Raw genomic sequence first — 17,816 nt, forward strand, 5'->3', positions numbered from 1 at the left:
ATGAAAATTGGAAAAATATGGCCATACATACTCTTAATAATTGGGTCCGTTGTTATGATTTTCCCATTTGTTTGGATGCTATCTACTTCTTTTAAAGCTCCAATGGATATATTTAACCTGAGTATTTTCCCGGAATCACCAACCCTAGCTAATTATATTCAGATTATTGAAGAGAGTATGTTTATTAAATGGTTTTTAAATAGTATTATAATCGCTCTGATTACTACGATAAGTGTTTTATTCTTTGATACACTGGTTGGATATATTATAGCTAAGTTTTCATTTGTTGGTCGTACCGTTCTTTTTATACTGATATTAAGTACATTGATGGTGCCAACTGAAATGCTAATTATCCCATGGTATATGATGAGTTCTGATTTTGGCTGGGCAGATACATATTGGGGCGTTTTATTTCCAGGTCTTATGACTGGTTTTGGGGTATTTTTAATGAGACAGTTCATGGAAAAAATTCCAGAAGATTTGTTAAACGCAGCTCGAATTGATGGTATGAATGAGTATGCAATTTTCTTTAAAATAGCTGTCCCACAGGTTTGGCCAGCAATTTCAGCTTTAGGCATTTTCACATTCCTTAGTAACTGGAATGCGTTCTTGTGGCCACTAATTGTAATTGAATCAGCTAGTCTGAGAACACTTCCAGTTGGTTTATCGTTCTTCTCCTCAGGGGAAGCTGAATCAAAATGGCATTTAATTATGACAGGTGCAACGATCTCCGTCATACCTTTGATTTTAGTATTTATTCTTCTGCAACGACACATTATTAAAGGAATAACATTAACCGGAATGAAATAGCAAGATGTCTCAGAAAAAACATATCTCGAGTTTTTTTCTGAGACATCTTTTTTCGTAGGCGCACACATTAGCTGTCGAATTTCATTTGATTAAACTGCAGTCTATTGATAAGCGGTTCCCCAGAGGGATTGGCTATCCATGTTGGGATAGACCTCACCTAGTTAATTTGTTGGGTAAATAGGGAGGTCTATTTTTTATTGATGTTCAAAATAATCAGTGTGAGTAATCAATCAGTACTATTTTTATAGTCTTGGTTATTTAGGAACTGGACCCACAAATTCTCCAAATGCATACAACCAATAATATTTTTCTGAACGGTCTTGATTAAGAAACGGAATTGCAATTAAAATTTCATTAAGTGGTTCAGAAAATTCCACCTCTACCTCATTAACTCCGTTCCAATGATAGCCAATCTTCTTCAATTCCTTTTTCTTTTCTTTGAATTCATCACTACTCAATAGATTGGCAACGATTTTATTTTTTTCGGACCCGGTAATTTCACGAACCCCTTCCCCACAGCCACAATCATCACCTTCATGTGCACTAGCTACTGGCGAAAATAAAAATAGTGTACCGATGGTAGCTAATAATATAATTATTGAATTCTTTCTTAACATTATTTTCCCTCCTATTCACTTAAAATAACTTCTTTATATATATTTCGACGGTAACAGATATAATCCTTTATTAAATTACATTTTTGTAATTTTATTCCAGAATCTAGACCACTCTATCAGTCGGGAACTACGAATAGAATTAATATATTTTAATAATTATGAGTAATATCCAACCTCTACTTTAGCAAAACTAGTTATCCATATTTCGACTTGTAATAGGGTAATCAGTGAGTCTGAAAAGCGCTTTAGTTCCATTATATGTTTAACATCATTCTGCATGAGGAATGATATTGTTAAAACATTATGATACAATAGTATCTTTTAGTAGACCAATAAGTCTTTTGAATGGATAGGACGAGAAAGGAAGATGGAAATGGAAAATGAAAAAGAAACACTTACGCACAATGTAGAGGCAGGCGACAAAATTAATTTTAATGGTACTAATGGAAAAGTAGTCAAACTATTAGAAAACTCAATAATTGTTGAATATTTCAATAGTGAATTAGAAGATATAGATAGAACCGTTCTCACCCAAGATGAATACACAAAAAAATAAATTAGCAAAACAAAATCGAGTGTCAATTTAAACTGATACTCGATTTTGTTTATCCTAGTGTCGATATGTAACTTACTCCTCTATTGTATCGATTGAAAACCATTACGAATACAACTCTTTGACTCTTTTTTCTTCCTTTACAGGTGTTAGGATATACATATTCTGCACAGCCCTCACTTGTTTTACGGATGAATACTACCGCTTCGAAAGTTATTCAATTCGACTATTTATTAATTAGCGTACTTTCTTCCTCATAGCATTATTCATTTGTCCACTAATTTATGGTATAATTTAATAAAGATTAGAATAAGACTAAATAGACCACAGCTAGTAACTGTGGTCTATCGATAAGCGGTTCCCCAAGAGGGATCGGCTATCCGTTTTGCGAATAGACCTCTCCTAGTCACTTGTTGGGTAAATAGGGAGGTCTATTTTTTATTGATCAATGATAGGACCAATGCGAGTAATGCAATCAAGAAGGTGCCAAACCCAATTAACACCATAAAACTCTCATACATACCCATAGGCATCACCCCCTTTCGATGGGGTTTAGCCGACCTCTCCCTATAAGAACATTATCTTACTAGATTATATCATACATCCAATTAAATAAGAACAAACGTTCCTTTTAATGAAAAATACCAAGTACCGTGTCTGGACAATTCTCGATGAATGGTACCTGGTAGTAATAATTTAATTCTATATATTATGATCTTTACAATACGATTCAACGATTTCTTCAATTTGACTAGCTTCAGGGTATTTACCAGAAAATGTAAACTTCAATTCTTCTTTAAAGTCCCCCTGCTCATAAACATGAACCGCGCCATTTTGATTAATTACACTATATTCCGGTTCGAACCTGTATCCATTTCTATCAATTGCACCCAAGACCATCATCCTTTTTTCTTTTAGTAATTGCATCGCGCAGATTAATTATTCATCTTCTGCGCCTTTCTTACTTTTTAAAAAAGGTGATGAAATAATCGTTCTCTATCTTCGAAAAACTGCTTCATAATCGAATAATGCTGGGTATCTTCGAGTTTAGTCTCGTGCATTCCGTCATTTGTTAACTCAACTATTTTGGCATGTGGATATGCCATAAGGATTGGAGAATGAGTAGATATAATAAACTGAGAGCCTTGGTTTACTAGGTCATTGATTCTAGCCAACATGGATAATTGTCTCAAAGGTGATAGTGCTGCTTCGGGCTCATCCAGGATGTATAAACCATTTCCTTTGAAACGATCATTAAAGGCAGCAAAAAAAGATTCCCCATGTGATTGTTCATGAAGTGACTTCCCACCAAAGGAATCGATTATCTTACCTCCACCTGGCTCCTTATCCAAATCCTCAATATTAGTCGCAACATTATAAAAAGTTTCGGACCGAAAGAAAAAACTATCTTTTGCTCGGTGCACCCCTTTGACTAATGTTAAGTAATCGTCCAAATTGGAGTGAGAATCAAAATTCGAGAAATTAAAGTTTAGTGTGCCACCCTCAGGGTTAAACCCTAATGCCACGGCAATTCCCTCAAGCAACGTAGACTTCCCCATTCCATTTTCTCCTATAATATAGGTTACATTGGGGTGCAATGTCAGATCCCTAAACTGTCGAATGATAGCAAGAGATAATGGAAACGTATCATAGGAAAATATCCGATCCCTTTTTAGACAAACTTCCCTAATATATTGATTATCACGATTTAAAATCATTGATTTCCTCCTATATATTGGGATGGTACTGTCTACTACCACTTATCTCCCACAGCATTTTTTATATTTCTTTCCACTACCGCATGGGCATGGTTCATTTCTACCCACTTTTACGGTCTTATTAGGCTCGTCATGCTTATGCGAAGTTGCCTGCAAGGGGTTCAGATATTTTCTTTCCTGTTTAGCCAACTCATTTGGTGAATAGCCTTTAAGTCTCCATTGTCTCGTATTATTCATCAAATAAACGACACGGTCCATTAATGCTTGCGCCTGTTTTGAACCGCCAAGTTCAAATATATTACTTAAATTCTCTAAAATATGGTTAGGTTCGCTCCCATTTAAAATGTCAAATACACACTCTTCGACAATTTCATCTACGGCTTCCTTACTGATTTCAAAAGCTTGTGTAAGGTATTTAACCAACTGGAGGTAGCTTTTATTTTTTTCAATAAACTCAGGATCACCTGCTGCCAAGAGTTGCTGCTTGCTGAAAGGGTAAAAAGGTAGATCCTTTCTCCTTTCATGCTCCTCAATGACTGTTTCTGGATTTACTACAGCTTGATTGGAAAATCCATGCACATCAATTTGAAAGTGCTCCATATATTCATTCGAATTATGAATCACTCGGAAATACTCTCTTATATCTACTGCTTCTTTTGAGTATGCTTCAATCATATCTATTAACTGTGTGCTACTTAACGTACCATAATAGTATAACAGACCGTGTGATAGTTTTAGCCACTCGGAGTTCCTTTTTACAGTCGCTCTTACATTCAAATCATTTTTCATGGCTTTAATTGGAACAACAAGTTCATCAGGAACAGCTACTATTTTCTCACCCTGGTAGGTTCCAGTGTAAACCAGTCCAGTCATTCGAAAATAATCTATTTGGTCTAGACCCAATGAAGGGTTCATGATTTTCCCACCACTTTCGACTATTTTCAATAAAAATGTTAACCGTTCACTATCCCAAGTTTGATAAATAGCCCCTAAATGTTCAGGTATTTTTTCAAGTAGCACGCTAATTAAATCAGCTTTTTTCAAACCACTAACACCTTTTAAATCTAAATTTTTTCTAATAAGGTCTAATTCATATTTTGTGTACGTGCTCAACCTTTCTTCAAGCGAGATAGGGATCGTTATTTCACTCCATAACTTCTTATGCCGCTTCTCTGCTTGTTCTGTTATCCAGTCATTCCCGTTGTTAAGTTTTTCATTAATCATCTAATTCACCCTACTTTTTATCATTGGGATACGGGACCACATCAGTCCCTTGTCCCCCTATTTCAAGGAAACGCAAGAATATTTCAATATAAGTGAAATGCACTATAATTGTCGTCTATCCAAATTAAAGAAGTAACCGCCCATATTAATTCCATGGTAGAGGTTACTTCATTTTAATATAAACTTCACATGTAGACGGTCAGTAGTTAGGTACTGAGTTGTTCGCTTTACTTGGTTCCTTTTCCGATTATAAGTATAGATTTTAATTTTTTGCCTGTCAATAAAAGCAACAACGCTCAGCAATTGCATGCCCTTGGAATTCCATTATTTCATTTTTGCTCAAACCTCTTTGGATTCATTTTTAGTACAAAACAGTATCCATAACGATTACAACCGCCAAGCACCGCACCGTCTGATCCTATAATTCCTGTCTATTTTACCAATAAAAAAAAGGGTAACATGCATCCAAATCCAACTGTAGATAAGGCAGAACGAGAAAATTCCTAGCATGATAGAGATACTTGGTTCACCCGTAACCGATGGGCCTAAGACTGGAAAATCTAATAAATAGAGTAGGATCATCATTCCAAGCGCCAGACTAACTGCTCCTGTAATGGCAACGAGTAATCTTCTTTTTAATAACTTAAAACCAACACCCAGCCCCACACCTAAAAGTCCAGTAGTAAATAAAAAGACAACTACCTCCGTAGGCTGGATAATGACCAACAACAGAGTAGTTAATAGATAGGTAATAAACCCAATCCTAATTGATAATATCGTTGCTAGAACGATAGGACCAGTAGCTAGCATACTAAATAAATACCCTATTCCCGTAAACAAACCAGCTGCTTGAAAGAGAGCTGCTATCGCACCTAAAACACTACCAAGAACAAGCTTAATCGTGTTTGTATAGTGATCGGTTGTCACCCCATGCTCCGTGTGATAAAGTAAACCAACCATTCTCCCCAACATTCCAATCCCCCCTATGTCTATATTTAACACCGATCGAACAAAATTATGCCCAAAAGGTGCTTTTCTCGCTTCATTCGAGGTTATAGACACAAGATCAGAGCTGCTACAAACAACGATTTCTTCAGCAGACTTAAGAGTTGGTGATTGGATGGTGTGGCTTCCTGCTCCATCTCATGCACCACTCTCTGGAAAATCTATACTTCTTTAACCTGATATCCGTTTGCTTGTAAAGCTTTTTTAATCCATTCTCTTTCCATCGCAACTGGATCGAACTCAATAGAAAGAATATGGTCTTCTTGGTCAAAATCATGTTCCTCGATTCCAACAATGGTCCGAAGCGCATCATTTAGACTTCGCACACATGTATCGCAATCAGCATTGGTTATGTGGAGTTTTACAACTTCCGCGTCAGCAGCAACTTCTGGTTCTTTATCACCAAAAGCAAAACCCGTCACAATTAAAATGGTTAATACAATTAGTCCTCTCATTTTTTGTGCACCTCCATCAATAGTATGGTTATTATTTTCATTTTCAAAAAAACCATACATGAGATATGCTGTTCAGACCGATATGGTTTTTAAAAAACTACACGGGAAAATGCTGAAATTCCTTGCCAGTTTCCCCTTTCCCTAGTTGGTACTAATCATACAGTTCTAATCATATCCTTTTAAAAGATGACCATAAAAAGGAGTGTTTGTGATTTGAAAAAAGTTAAGGTGGGTTTACAGCCCATTGTAAGCAAAATAAATTTGCCCACTGTTTTGAAATCAACTATACTTCCAGGTGACTATACGGAAAGCTTAGTCATTGCAACCCAGGTTGGAGAGATTTATTACATAAGAAACGAAGAAATAAGGACTTTTTTAGATATTCGCTCACAAATCATAGAACTAGGGTCTAATGGTGGGTATGATGAGCGGGGTTTGTTAGGGCTAGCATTTCATCCGGATTTTTATTATAACGGGTTGTTTTATCTTCATTATTCAGCAGCTGACACACAAGGTCCAGGTGCTCTTTCTAATTCTTTCGAGCCTAACCCATGTGATCCAGGTACTTTAAACCTAAGCTGGAAAAATAGAGAAACTCAATATGATCATGTCAATACAGTAGAAGAATGGATGTTGCAATCAAATGGTCAACCTAGAAAGCGACGGACATTACTAAACGTAAGGAGGCCATTTTCGAATCATAATGGGGTGAATAGCTTGAACTTCTCACCTGAAACAGGAAAACTCGTTTTAACAACCGGAGATGGTGGATCAGGCTATGATCCGTTTAATTTAAGTCAGGATGATATGGAGATTGCTGGAAAAATAATTGAAATTGACGTAGTGATGCAAACATCTATCGATAATCCACCGATAGTCTCACGTTTTGATGAACTTCCCACACCTATCCAAGAAACTCTTACGGTAATGGCTAAAGGGGTTCGGAATATATCTGGCATTTCCTATCAACGATTTTATAATCAATATATAAAATATGCTGGAAATGTCGGACAGGATTTAGTAGAGTCTATTTTTTCATTCGTTGATTATACATCGATACCAGTCACTCAGCTTATTCAAGCCTCTTTAATGGGATCCGAACTTGACCAAGAAGGATTGGTTAACTTTGGCTGGCGGGCGTGGGAAGGTGCCTTTCTAACTTCGTTTATAAGTGACTGCTCTGACAATCAGTCATTGGACGAGAAAACAATTGCTTATTATAAAGAAGCAGTAAAAACTTCAGTAAAGCGAATTCAACCTTTAATTAGTTATTTTCATCAAGAGCCCCGCCCCGATAAGTTTGGCGGTACGGCACTTACAGGAGTCCAACCTTATATGGGGAATAAAATCCCGGATTTAACTGGAAGCGTTGTGTTTACCGATCTTGCTCGGAAGGGCGATTCTGAATCGCCGGCTAGAGGAGTTTTAGCTTATACTAGGGCAAGACTAGATGGTAAACTAAATGATTTTAGTGAGATTCACACTGATTATCCTTTTGGGTCTCAATCAGCTTATTATGTTAGTCTAGGAACAACTATTGATCAAACTAGACACTATTTAGGAGTTTATCGGTCTATGAAAGTTACGGATTATAACCTAGGAACTGTCTTTGAGATTGTTTAACGGGATATGGAAACAGGTCGGTTGTCCCATGCCTGTTTTTTCCATTATACATAAAAGAACCCTATAAAAGGGCCACTTTTTTAAGTGTCCATTCTATAGGGTACATTTTACAGATCATGGTAGTGGTTACTTCTTTTTAGAATGTAAACATCAAATGGTCTACCGTTCTTTATACGATTTGAAGCTGTAGGTACCATGTAGTCTTCACTACTAGGCACCTTTTTCTTATCAAATCACACACAGAAAGTAGGCACTAATAGAAATCTGTCCTCTTAACATTACCGGGACAAGGAACCTGCCCCTCTGTCCCATTTTAATAAACGTCTTTCCACTCATCGATATTGTCTGCGTCAAAACGGAATGGGTCGCCTAGCAATACTTCTGTTCCGTCTTCTGTTTCCGTCACTTCATAAGATCCAAGATCTCCCGCTTCGAATGTATCTCCTACTTCGCCAGTAATTTCTTCCGCAACTAGCATATTCGCAGTGTATCCTGCTAGATAACCTAATTCAATTGGATTCCAAAGGTACATCCAAGGACTTACTCCGTTCTCAATATACTCTGCCATTTCACTTGGTAACCCAAGCCCCGTGACTACTACTTCTCCTTGTAAACCTTTATCTGTAATTACCTTTGATGCAGCAGCAATCCCAACCGTTGTAGGTGCAATAATTCCTTTTAAATCAGGGTAAGATTGTAATAATGCTTCCGTTTCTGATACACTTTTATCTCTTAGGTCGTCACCATAGGCAACCTCAACTAACTCTATATTGTCGTAATCCGATTTTTCTAATTCCTTCTGCATCCATTCAATCCATAGATTTTGGTTTGATGCTTGTGATGTTGCACTTAAAACTGCAATTTGACCCTCATTATCAATCATTTCTGCAACTGCTTCAATTTGAATTCTACCAATTGCTTCTGGGTCTGCTTGGTTTACGTGAACCATTCTGCTATTGCCATTTACTGCTGAATCTGTGGAAAGAACTTTAATTCCCCTGTCTTTTGCTTTTGTTAAAACAGGCTCAAGACCATCATAATCATTACCAACAACCGTAATACTATCTACTTGTTGTGAAATTAGTTCTTCGATGATTTGAATTTGCCCCTCAACTGTTGGTTGTTCTGGCGCTCTGAGGATAGCTTCATCACCTGCTTCAGTTATCGCATCCTCAAATCCTTCCATTAATTTTTCACCGAATGGATTCCCTGTACTTTTGAAAATGATTGCATGTCTTTCACCTGCATCATCTCCACCACCGTCTGAATCACCGTTCCCTTCGTCCGATCCTGTTTCTTCCCCACCACACGCTACTAGAAGTGTAAGAAGTACGAGCATAAGAAAGCTTAATAAACTAAATTTTTTCATTCTGAATCCTCCCCTTTGTTATATATAATCAACAGCACAGAAAGCCCTTACAAACAATTAAATTCGTCTGACTCCCTATAAGCAGCTGTTATTACAGAAATAATTATGACGCTTTTTTTACCTTTTTCTTCGATTTTTTCTTCTGTAATTTACCTTTTACTCTTAGGTTTGTCACAGTAACGGATGCAATTAATAACACCCCGATGATAATTAACAACATTTGCGCTGGAATATTAATTAATCCTAACCCGTATTGTAGGTAGCCGATGACAAAAACGGCCAGGATTGCACCAAGCATCTTTCCTTTTCCTCCAGCAGTACTAATCCCACCTAAGGCAACCATTGCAATAACATCTAACTCATACATATTAGCAACATTCGGCCTGGTACTCCCCATCCTAGAAGTCAAAAATATTGCGGTAATCGCTGCCATTAAACCCGCTAATGTAAATACAATTAACTTAATTTTATCGACTTTAACGCCGGAAAATCTGCTAGCAGTAGGATTACTACCGATGGCATAGACCCTTCTGCCAAAGACTGTTTTTTGTAACAATAAAACAGCTCCAATCGCCATCACAACGAACAACACTAGGATAAAGGGTACGGAACCAATATATCCCCATCCAAAGAAAGAAAACCAAGTTGGAAATTCACCAGCTGATTGATCTTCAAGTATCATATAAGCAATGCCTCGATAGAGTATCATCGTAGAAAGTGTGACAATAACTGCTGATAGTTGGCGGTACTTTACCAGTAAAAATCCGTTAAAAAAACCACATAGTGCACCAACCAACAAACAGGCTCCAATTGCTAACACCATTGGTAATCCTGCATTATATAGACTTGCCATCACAACCGATGACAGGGCAACGGTTGATCCAACGGAAATATCAATTTCTCGCATGATCATAATCATCACCATAGGAAAGACAATAAATGCTTTATCCAAAAACGTCATCGTTGCATCTGAAATACTTAGATAGTTTAGAAAATACGGAGAAATAGAACTATTGATTAAAAATATGATGATAATCAATGCAACGAGCATCCATTCCCATTGTAGGAAAAATCGTTTCCAACTAAATTCCTGTGTATTGTTAATGGTTCTAGTACTCATTGTTAGATCACCCTCCTTAATCGGTTGTTCTTCTCAACCGTCTTTTTCACAATCGTATTAAATAGCACAGCTACAAGGATAATGGCACCTTCAATTCCCATTTGCCAAAAGGGAGATACATCAATTAATGGTAATCCATTGTCTAGTACCCCTAACAAAACGGCACCTAGTAATACCCCAGTTACTTTTCCAACTCCACCATTAATACTAACGCCTCCAAGGATACATGCTGCAATAACAGTAAGTTCGTATCCGCTAGCGGTATTTCCTTGGGCTGATGCAAATTTGGACACCCACAAAACACCCGCTAAGCCCGATAATCCACCCATCATCGTGTAGACGATCATGTAGATTTTATGGCTGTTTATCCCACTAATCTTAGCTGAATCGGGGTTACTACCTAATGCATAAATCTGTCTGCCGGTAATCGTGTTGTTAACAAAGTAATAGAAATATAGAAAGATGATAATCGCAATAATCACGAGTGTATTTATTCCAAGAAAGGAGCTAGTTGCGATATTTTTAAAAGAGGACGGCATTTGGTACGCACTTATCCATTCCCCTCCACCTACCCAAAAAGTCAATCCTCTAAAGGCATTCATTAAACCTAGCGATGCGATAATTGGAAGGATGCCTACCTTTGAAACTAAAAAACCTAAAACCACCCCACAAACAACACCAACCAGGATTCCTATTAAAATAGCTAGAAGTGGGTGCAGATCCGGATAAGCACTGACTGTTAATGCTGCGATCATTCCCGAGAGTGCCAGTGTTGCTCCAATGGATAAATCAATTCCTCTAGTAATCAGCACGAGCATCATTCCAAGCGCTAGGATACTTAAAATTGCTGTATTTTTAATTAAGTCTGTCAGATTTCCAAGCGTTAAGAAGGCTGGATTTAGGAACTGGATCACAATCGTTAATAACACGATAAATCCGAGCAATCCGAATTCCCTAAACTTAGAAATGGTTGCTAAATTCATTCGATTCTTTTCTGTCATCATCACACCTCTTCTCTTTAACCTACTTTAGAATTATTTACTTTCTTTGACATCGAAGCTTCAAGAATTGCCTCTTGGGTTGCATTTGATTTATCTAGAACTCTAGTAACTCTGCCTTCACACATAACGGCAATTCGGTCACTCAAACCAATTACCTCTGGCATCTCTGACGAAATCATAATGATGCCATATCCTGCCGCTGCGAGATCAACGATAATTTGGTAGATTGCTGACTTTGCACCAATATCTACACCCTTGGTAGGTTCATCAAAGATCAATACCTTCACATTAGTAGTTAGTAGCTTTGCAACAGCAACTTTCTGTTGATTTCCACCTGATAAAGAGCTAGCCGGATCAAATATACTTTTTGTTTTCACATCAACCTTCTCAGCTAATTCCTTCGCTATTTCTCTTTCCTTTTTTTCAGCTAGCCAGCCTTTTTTAGAAATACTAGTTAATGCTGATAACGAAATATTATGTGATATTTCCCACTGTAAAATTAAGCTTTGTGCTTGCCGATCCTCTGGTAAATATCCAATTCCTAACTGAATGGCATCTTCAGGTGTTTTGATTACTTGCTTCTTTCCTTCAAAATAAACAGTTCCTTCGTCATACGGTTCGATACCAAACAATGCTTGACATAATTCACTTCTTCCAGCACCAACTAGGCCTGTAATCCCTAAGATTTCGCCCCTTTTTAGGGAAAATGATATATCTTTAAATCTTCCAATTTGCCCCAAACTCTCTACACGAAGTACTTCTTCACCTAACTGATTCTGTTTTTCTGGAAAGAGCTGTTTAATTTCTCTTCCTACCATGGCAACGATTAATTGATCATGGGTAATCTTATCGACATCCCAACAGCCAATATACTGAGAGTCCCGCAAAACAGTCACCCTGTCCGCTAGGCGATACATATCTTCGAATCGATGCGAAATAAAAATAATCGCAACACCATCATCTCGTAACTGCTCTGTAATTTTATATAACTCTTCACTTTCCCTATGAGTTAGTGCAGCCGTTGGTTCATCCATAATTATAATCTTTGCATTAGAAGATAATGCTTTGGCTATTTCAACAATTTGTTGTTGAGCTACACTTAAAGAGCCCATTTCTGTTTTTGGATCCAAATCTGAACCAAGACTTTCTAACAAGGACTTTGCATCCGCATGCATCTGCTTCCAGTTAATTCTCCTTGTCCATTTACCTATTTTTTCATGTCCCATAAAAATATTTTCCGTAACACTTAAATCAGGATAGTTCGTCACGTGTTGATAAATTGCTGCGATTCCCATATACTGAGCTTCTTTTGGGTTATCAAATTCCACTTGCTCGCCATTCAAATATATTTCACCACTAGTTGGAGAATGCACTCCCGTGATTACCTTAATAAACGTCGACTTTCCTGCGCCATTTTCACCCATTAAGGCATGGATTTCTCCTGCTTTTAAATCAAAATGAACGTTATCTAGTGCTTTTACACCAGGAAACTCTTTTGTAATTCCTTCTAGCTTAAGAACATATTCAGACATGCTATTCACCCCTTCTGACGCGTACATATACGATAACCAAACGCAACCTTGATTACGCTTACATAAAATGATAATCGTTTTTAAAATTTTCGTATAGGAGACAATACTCAGTTTAGGGTGATAATTTTCTGATATATTTAATGAAACAAAAAAACTCCTTAAAAAAGGAGTCAGCTTTGTTCCATTATTAATTTATCTTTATATTGTGAAGGTGTTTCCCCATAGTACTTTTTAAACAACTTACTGAAGTACTTGGCATTGGTATATCCAACCATTTCTGAAACATCATAAATTTTTAAATCTTTGCTTGTTAAAAGATCCCTAGCCTTTTCTAGTCGAACTCTTGTTACAAAATCGAGAACAGTTTCCCCTGTTTGATTTTTAAAATATTCACAAAAGTAGGTCGGGTTCATATATACGTTATCAGCAATCTTTTGTATCGTTATATTTTTGTCAAGATGATTTACTATCCATTGTTTAGCAATATCAATCGGGTTATCCGTCATTTCTTTATTGTTAAGTTCAAGGATATTAAGAACTTTCTTCATCCATTCGTAAACTTTGTTTCTAAGTTCAAAAAGGTTAGCGGTTCTCGTTGTTAATCCTGACACCTCATTCATAAGAGACATTCCGTCGATTGCTTGGCTACGATTAATCATAAAGTTAATCACCTTAATACCAAACATGTGGATACTCTGTTCGATTTCCTTAGGTGATTCCAAAGATTCAATCATAGTCAATAAGCCTGCAATTTCGTGTTTTGTTTGTTTCTTTCTCTTATTATCTAAAGAGAAAACCACTCTTTCTATTTGATTTCCGATTTTTTTATTTACTGTGCCACTTTTATCCTCATTCCACTTTTTAACGGATTCGTCAGAAAAAACTTGATTTCCTCCATAAACTAAACGGAACTGGATATAAGTTAGTAGTTCCTCTTTGATGCTAGTTAACAAAGCGAGATCTTTAATTTTTCGACTAATGGCTACGGAACAAGTAAATGGAGTAAACTGTCTCATGTTCTTTTTTAGTTGATCTGCGAATTGAAAGCAATGATCGACAAATATCTCCCTATCCATTTCTTCGTCAGTATGGAATAGCACCCAAAAAGATAAATCTTCTCCAGGCCACCTCCAAGATTGCAGCGTTAGATCATTTTCCATCTCATCACAAATATTATCTATTGCAAAATTCCATATCCCCCAATCTTCTTTTTGGTAAGTCTTCAACTTATTCGATAGATTGTCCATGCTAAAGTAGAGTAATCGATACTGTCCACTTGGAAAATCCTTTGTCCACTCCAAGAGAGAAAGATCTATCTCTTGTTGCCAGGTTAGTTCGCTCAACTTTTGTAACTGCTTCACATAGCTTAACTGAGAAGCTTTTACTTCCATGTCCTTAATAAGTTTGAGGTCCTGCCACTGAGACACGATTTTCTTTTTTATTTCCATCAGTTGGTTCTTAAATTCTTCGCGATCAATTGGTTTGATTAGATAATCACTTGCACCCTCACGTATAGCTGTTTGTAAAAAGGTAAAGTCATCATAACCACTTATTACAACCGAATGAAAGTTTGTTACTTCTTTTAATTTATTTATTAACGTTAGACCGTCCATTCCAGGCATCTTTACATCAGTTATCAATAAATCAAACGAAAGTTCTTGAGTTTGACACGTCTCTAAACATTCTATCGCACTATTAAATCCCCCAACGATTTCCCATTCTTCACCAATAGAACGTACTAATTTTTCAACCCCACGTCTAAGTCTCGGTTCATCATCCACAACAATAGTCTTTATTTTTCTACGCACTCTCCTCACCCCCGGATATATTCGTAATTTCATGCCCTTTTATTACTGGTAATTTTACGATTACTTCCGTCCCCTTAATTTCCTCACTCGAAATGTCTAAGCCGAAAGATTCTCCAAAAGTCATTGCAATCCTTGCATGAACATTGATTAATCCAAAGCTCGAGTCTCTGCCAACCATTGCATCTTTAGTTAAAGACTCTTTTAATGCTGCTAAAGTATCTTTTTCGATTCCAGGGCCATTATCCTTTATCCGAATACAAAGCTTGTTTTCTGTTTCTTTATAGATAGAAATCTCTATTTTACATGTGTGAAGTTGTTCCATCCCATACTTAATCGAATTTTCAACAATTGGTTGTAGGATAAATTTAGGAGAATAATAGTTATTACTATCCATCTCTTCTTGTATGTCAAAATCTATTCGACCTTCAAACCTGAACTTTTGTACGGTTAAATAATCTTTTATATGTTTCAGTTCTTTAGAAATAGGAACTAACTTATCTTTATTATTCAGTGAATACCTTAGCATTCTACCTAATATAGTTACCATTTTTACAACTGTGTCTTTCTCCTCATCTTCCACCGCATATCCAATTGTTTCAAGGGTGTTGTACATAAAATGCGGGTTAATTTGAGATTGCAGTGCATATAACTCAGCATCCTTTTGGCGCAATTCAATTCGATAATTTTTCTTTATGAGTTGATCTATCTCTTGAATCATTGAATTAAAGCTCTTGGCTAACGTTCCAACTTCATCATTAGAATTAATTGGCAAATCGACGTTAAAATTTCCTTTTTCCACTTGATTCATCAGTTTCGTCAGTTTTTTCAATGGATTGGATACATTCCAAGCAAGAATAATCGAAATAATAACACTTAGTATGACAACGATAATGAATACAATAATGGTTCCATTTCGCGTCGCTGTTGTTTCTTTAGTCAGGTCACTTATTCCAATGCTATGAAATATTCTCCATTTAGTACTTGGTGATGTTTCCGTACTAATCAGTTGATTGTTATTTAAATTAGTCGTTCTAAAGCTGCCGTTTATTTTAGGATAATTGTCAAATTTCTCATCAAAACTGCCAACTAGTTCCGGATCTGTATGAAAAATGATGCGTCCCTGTTCATCGGTAATCCATATGTTTGAATTCTCTTCTTGTTTCAGACTATTTAAAGTCTTGTCAAACAAGGAAATATCTACAGCAATTAAAATTGCTCCTAAATTTTCTTGGTTCTCGTAATCTCTAAGTTGTCTGACAAATAGAATAAATGGAGGGTTTCCTTCAAATTGAAGGCTTGTTTGATTAGGAAGGGTAATGTTTGTTTGACCCTTTAAATCAAGATTTTGTCCGTAAGGTAGCGAATTCGAGTCTAAACCCAGTCCACGATAAGGAACTTTAGTGCTACTAAACATCCTATTCTTCGAATGGATAAACACACCTAGAATTTCTGAATATCCACCGTTGATGTAGGTTCTTGATAAATAACTATCTACTGAAAATTTATCTTTTAATAGATTGGATTTACTTTGGTAGGAGTCTTTTCTTAGTACTTCAATCACTTGTGATGAATTGTATAAAAAGTCAGGGAGTTGTTTAATTTCATTTAGCTGGTTATCTATATTTTGATTTGCTTGCTCTAATAATTTCGGTATGTATTCCCCTACTTGTTCTTCGATTGATTTTGTATATTGTGTATATAAGGTGTAGCCCAGCAATGATATCGGGATCACTGTCAGTATAATATAAGTAATCATCAGTTTCGTCATTAAATGAAAATTTCTCAGTTTACTTTTTCTAAAAATCATATTGATCAACATTTTCCTTATTGAAATCGATTGGTTCCCCCATAATAACCATGTCATCGATCATTCTAATTTTCCCTACTCCTGGGATATCTTGACCATCATATGGGTATGAACCTTCTATTATATTTTCACTAAGTGCAACAGTTAAATATCCTAACTTCTTTGGACTCCATAATGTGATCACTTGGGCTGCGCCACTTTTCAGATGGTTGTTCATTGGATTTGGTGGAGATAATCCAACTACGGCTATGTCACCAGATTCACCAGCTTCTTTTACCGCTTGTGCTGCTGCAGGTGGGCCAACCGATGAATTACCAATAATCCCTTGTAAATTTGGATAATCTTTAATTAATTGTTTAGCAATCAGATATGCTTTATTGGGGTCATCATCTGTTGCAGCAATTTTCACTAATTTCATATTAGGATAATATTCTTCTTGTTGTATTTTGATCCACTTTATCCACTCATTTAAATTAGAAGCAGAACTTGCTCCCGTCATAATGGCATATTCACCTTGTTCTTCTACATTCCAAGCAAGTGTATCCATTAAGTGCCTACCTAACGTTTCTGGCTCTACCATATTAATAAAAAATTCCCTGCCTTCGGGAAGTGTATCCGCATCCCACGAAATCACATGGATATTTTTTCTCTGTGCTTCTATTAAAATAGGGATCAGCGATTCTGGGTCATTAGCCGAAACTGCAATAACATCTACATCCACTTCTTTATTTTCCATTAAATCTTTAATAATTTTAATTTGTTGCTCTGAGTCAGCTACTGGAGGACCTGTATAGATTACCTCGACGCCAAAATCTTTTGCTGCTTCCATTGCCCCTTCCTCAACTGCGTTAAAATAGGGGATATTTACAAGTTTAGGTATAATGGCAATCGTATAATCTGAATCCTGTAGTCTTGTATCTTGTTGATTTGAAGGGTTATTCGTGTAAATTACTTCATATTCGCTGGTATTCGACATATCATCGCAACCGCTTACAAAAGGTATCAGAAAAAGAGAAACTAGAAAGAATTTATGAATCGTTTTTACCTCCCATTTGGAAACAGACATGCTTCATGTAATTAAGGTTATCACACACTTTTTGAAATGAACATATATATTATTTTAAATATTGAATTTTCTTACTATTATATATTTCCCTTGTCCAAATTTAAAAGT

General features: G+C 36.5%; 17 protein-coding genes. 3 read left to right on the forward strand and 14 right to left on the reverse strand.

What is annotated here, in order from left to right:
• On the forward strand, positions 1–810 hold the full coding sequence (locus tag LD272_RS15040) for a carbohydrate ABC transporter permease (RefSeq protein WP_226037443.1): 810 nt from the start codon (positions 1–3) through the stop codon (positions 808–810).
• Positions 811–1,064: 254 nt separating this feature from the next.
• On the opposite strand, the gene LD272_RS15045 is transcribed toward LD272_RS15040, so the two are convergent.
• Complete coding sequence (locus tag LD272_RS15045) at positions 1,065–1,427, reverse strand: hypothetical protein (protein ID WP_226037444.1); 363 nt, start codon at positions 1,425–1,427, stop codon at positions 1,065–1,067.
• 373 nt (positions 1,428–1,800) lie between these two features.
• Here LD272_RS15045 and LD272_RS15050 point away from each other — a divergent pair, with 373 nt between their 5' ends.
• Positions 1,801–1,983, forward strand: coding sequence for a hypothetical protein (locus tag LD272_RS15050; RefSeq protein ID WP_226037445.1), 183 nt, complete (start codon positions 1,801–1,803; stop codon positions 1,981–1,983).
• 428 nt (positions 1,984–2,411) lie between these two features.
• On the opposite strand, the gene LD272_RS15055 is transcribed toward LD272_RS15050, so the two are convergent.
• From LD272_RS15055 to LD272_RS15080, 6 genes are all read right to left on the reverse strand, one after another.
• Complete coding sequence (locus LD272_RS15055) at positions 2,412–2,507, reverse strand: putative holin-like toxin (RefSeq protein ID WP_226037446.1); 96 nt, start codon at positions 2,505–2,507, stop codon at positions 2,412–2,414.
• A 175-nt stretch (positions 2,508–2,682) separates the two neighbouring features.
• On the reverse strand, positions 2,683–2,874 hold the full coding sequence (locus LD272_RS15060) for a YbxH family protein (RefSeq protein WP_226037447.1): 192 nt from the start codon (positions 2,872–2,874) through the stop codon (positions 2,683–2,685).
• Between the two features lie 74 nt (positions 2,875–2,948).
• Positions 2,949–3,698, reverse strand: coding sequence for an AAA family ATPase (locus tag LD272_RS15065; protein ID WP_226037448.1), 750 nt, complete (start codon positions 3,696–3,698; stop codon positions 2,949–2,951).
• 42 nt (positions 3,699–3,740) lie between these two features.
• The gene (locus tag LD272_RS15070; RefSeq protein WP_226037449.1) at positions 3,741–4,922 is read right to left on the reverse strand and encodes an SEC-C metal-binding domain-containing protein; all 1,182 of its coding nucleotides are present in this window, start codon (positions 4,920–4,922) and stop codon (positions 3,741–3,743) included.
• A 387-nt stretch (positions 4,923–5,309) separates the two neighbouring features.
• Positions 5,310–5,894 (reverse strand): hypothetical protein, encoded by a 585-nt coding sequence (locus tag LD272_RS15075; protein WP_226037450.1) that lies wholly within the window; start codon positions 5,892–5,894, stop codon positions 5,310–5,312.
• A gap of 194 nt (positions 5,895–6,088) precedes the next feature.
• Entirely contained in the window at positions 6,089–6,382 is a 294-nt protein-coding gene (locus tag LD272_RS15080) for a heavy-metal-associated domain-containing protein (RefSeq protein ID WP_226037451.1), read from the reverse strand.
• 213 nt (positions 6,383–6,595) lie between these two features.
• Here LD272_RS15080 and LD272_RS15085 point away from each other — a divergent pair, with 213 nt between their 5' ends.
• The gene (locus tag LD272_RS15085) at positions 6,596–8,005 is read left to right on the forward strand and encodes a PQQ-dependent sugar dehydrogenase (protein WP_226037452.1); all 1,410 of its coding nucleotides are present in this window, start codon (positions 6,596–6,598) and stop codon (positions 8,003–8,005) included.
• Between the two features lie 313 nt (positions 8,006–8,318).
• On the opposite strand, the gene rhaS is transcribed toward LD272_RS15085, so the two are convergent.
• The 7 genes from rhaS to LD272_RS15120 all read right to left on the reverse strand — a co-directional run bounded on the left by rhaS (position 8,319) and on the right by LD272_RS15120 (position 17,618).
• Positions 8,319–9,374 (reverse strand): rhamnose ABC transporter substrate-binding protein, encoded by a 1,056-nt coding sequence (gene rhaS / locus LD272_RS15090; protein WP_226037453.1) that lies wholly within the window; start codon positions 9,372–9,374, stop codon positions 8,319–8,321.
• 103 nt (positions 9,375–9,477) lie between these two features.
• A complete protein-coding gene (locus LD272_RS15095; RefSeq protein ID WP_226037454.1) occupies positions 9,478–10,494 on the reverse strand; it encodes an ABC transporter permease in 1,017 nt (338 codons plus the stop codon).
• 2 nt (positions 10,495–10,496) lie between these two features.
• On the reverse strand, positions 10,497–11,495 hold the full coding sequence (locus LD272_RS15100; protein WP_226037455.1) for an ABC transporter permease: 999 nt from the start codon (positions 11,493–11,495) through the stop codon (positions 10,497–10,499).
• A 17-nt stretch (positions 11,496–11,512) separates the two neighbouring features.
• Positions 11,513–13,027 carry a sugar ABC transporter ATP-binding protein gene (locus LD272_RS15105; RefSeq protein WP_226037456.1) on the reverse strand — a complete coding sequence of 505 codons (1,515 nt, stop codon included), beginning with the start codon at positions 13,025–13,027 and terminating at the stop codon, positions 11,513–11,515.
• Positions 13,028–13,197: 170 nt separating this feature from the next.
• Complete coding sequence (locus LD272_RS15110; protein ID WP_226037457.1) at positions 13,198–14,835, reverse strand: response regulator transcription factor; 1,638 nt, start codon at positions 14,833–14,835, stop codon at positions 13,198–13,200.
• Positions 14,828–16,603 carry a cache domain-containing sensor histidine kinase gene (locus LD272_RS15115; RefSeq protein ID WP_226037458.1) on the reverse strand — a complete coding sequence of 592 codons (1,776 nt, stop codon included), beginning with the start codon at positions 16,601–16,603 and terminating at the stop codon, positions 14,828–14,830. Before LD272_RS15115 ends, LD272_RS15110 begins: the two co-directional genes overlap by 8 nt.
• 28 nt (positions 16,604–16,631) lie before the next feature.
• Complete coding sequence (locus LD272_RS15120; protein ID WP_226037459.1) at positions 16,632–17,618, reverse strand: autoinducer 2 ABC transporter substrate-binding protein; 987 nt, start codon at positions 17,616–17,618, stop codon at positions 16,632–16,634.
• Positions 17,619–17,816 lie beyond the last annotated feature (198 nt).

This window comes from Aquibacillus saliphilus (assembly GCF_020404745.1).
Lineage (GTDB): Bacteria > Bacillota > Bacilli > Bacillales > Amphibacillaceae > Aquibacillus > Aquibacillus saliphilus.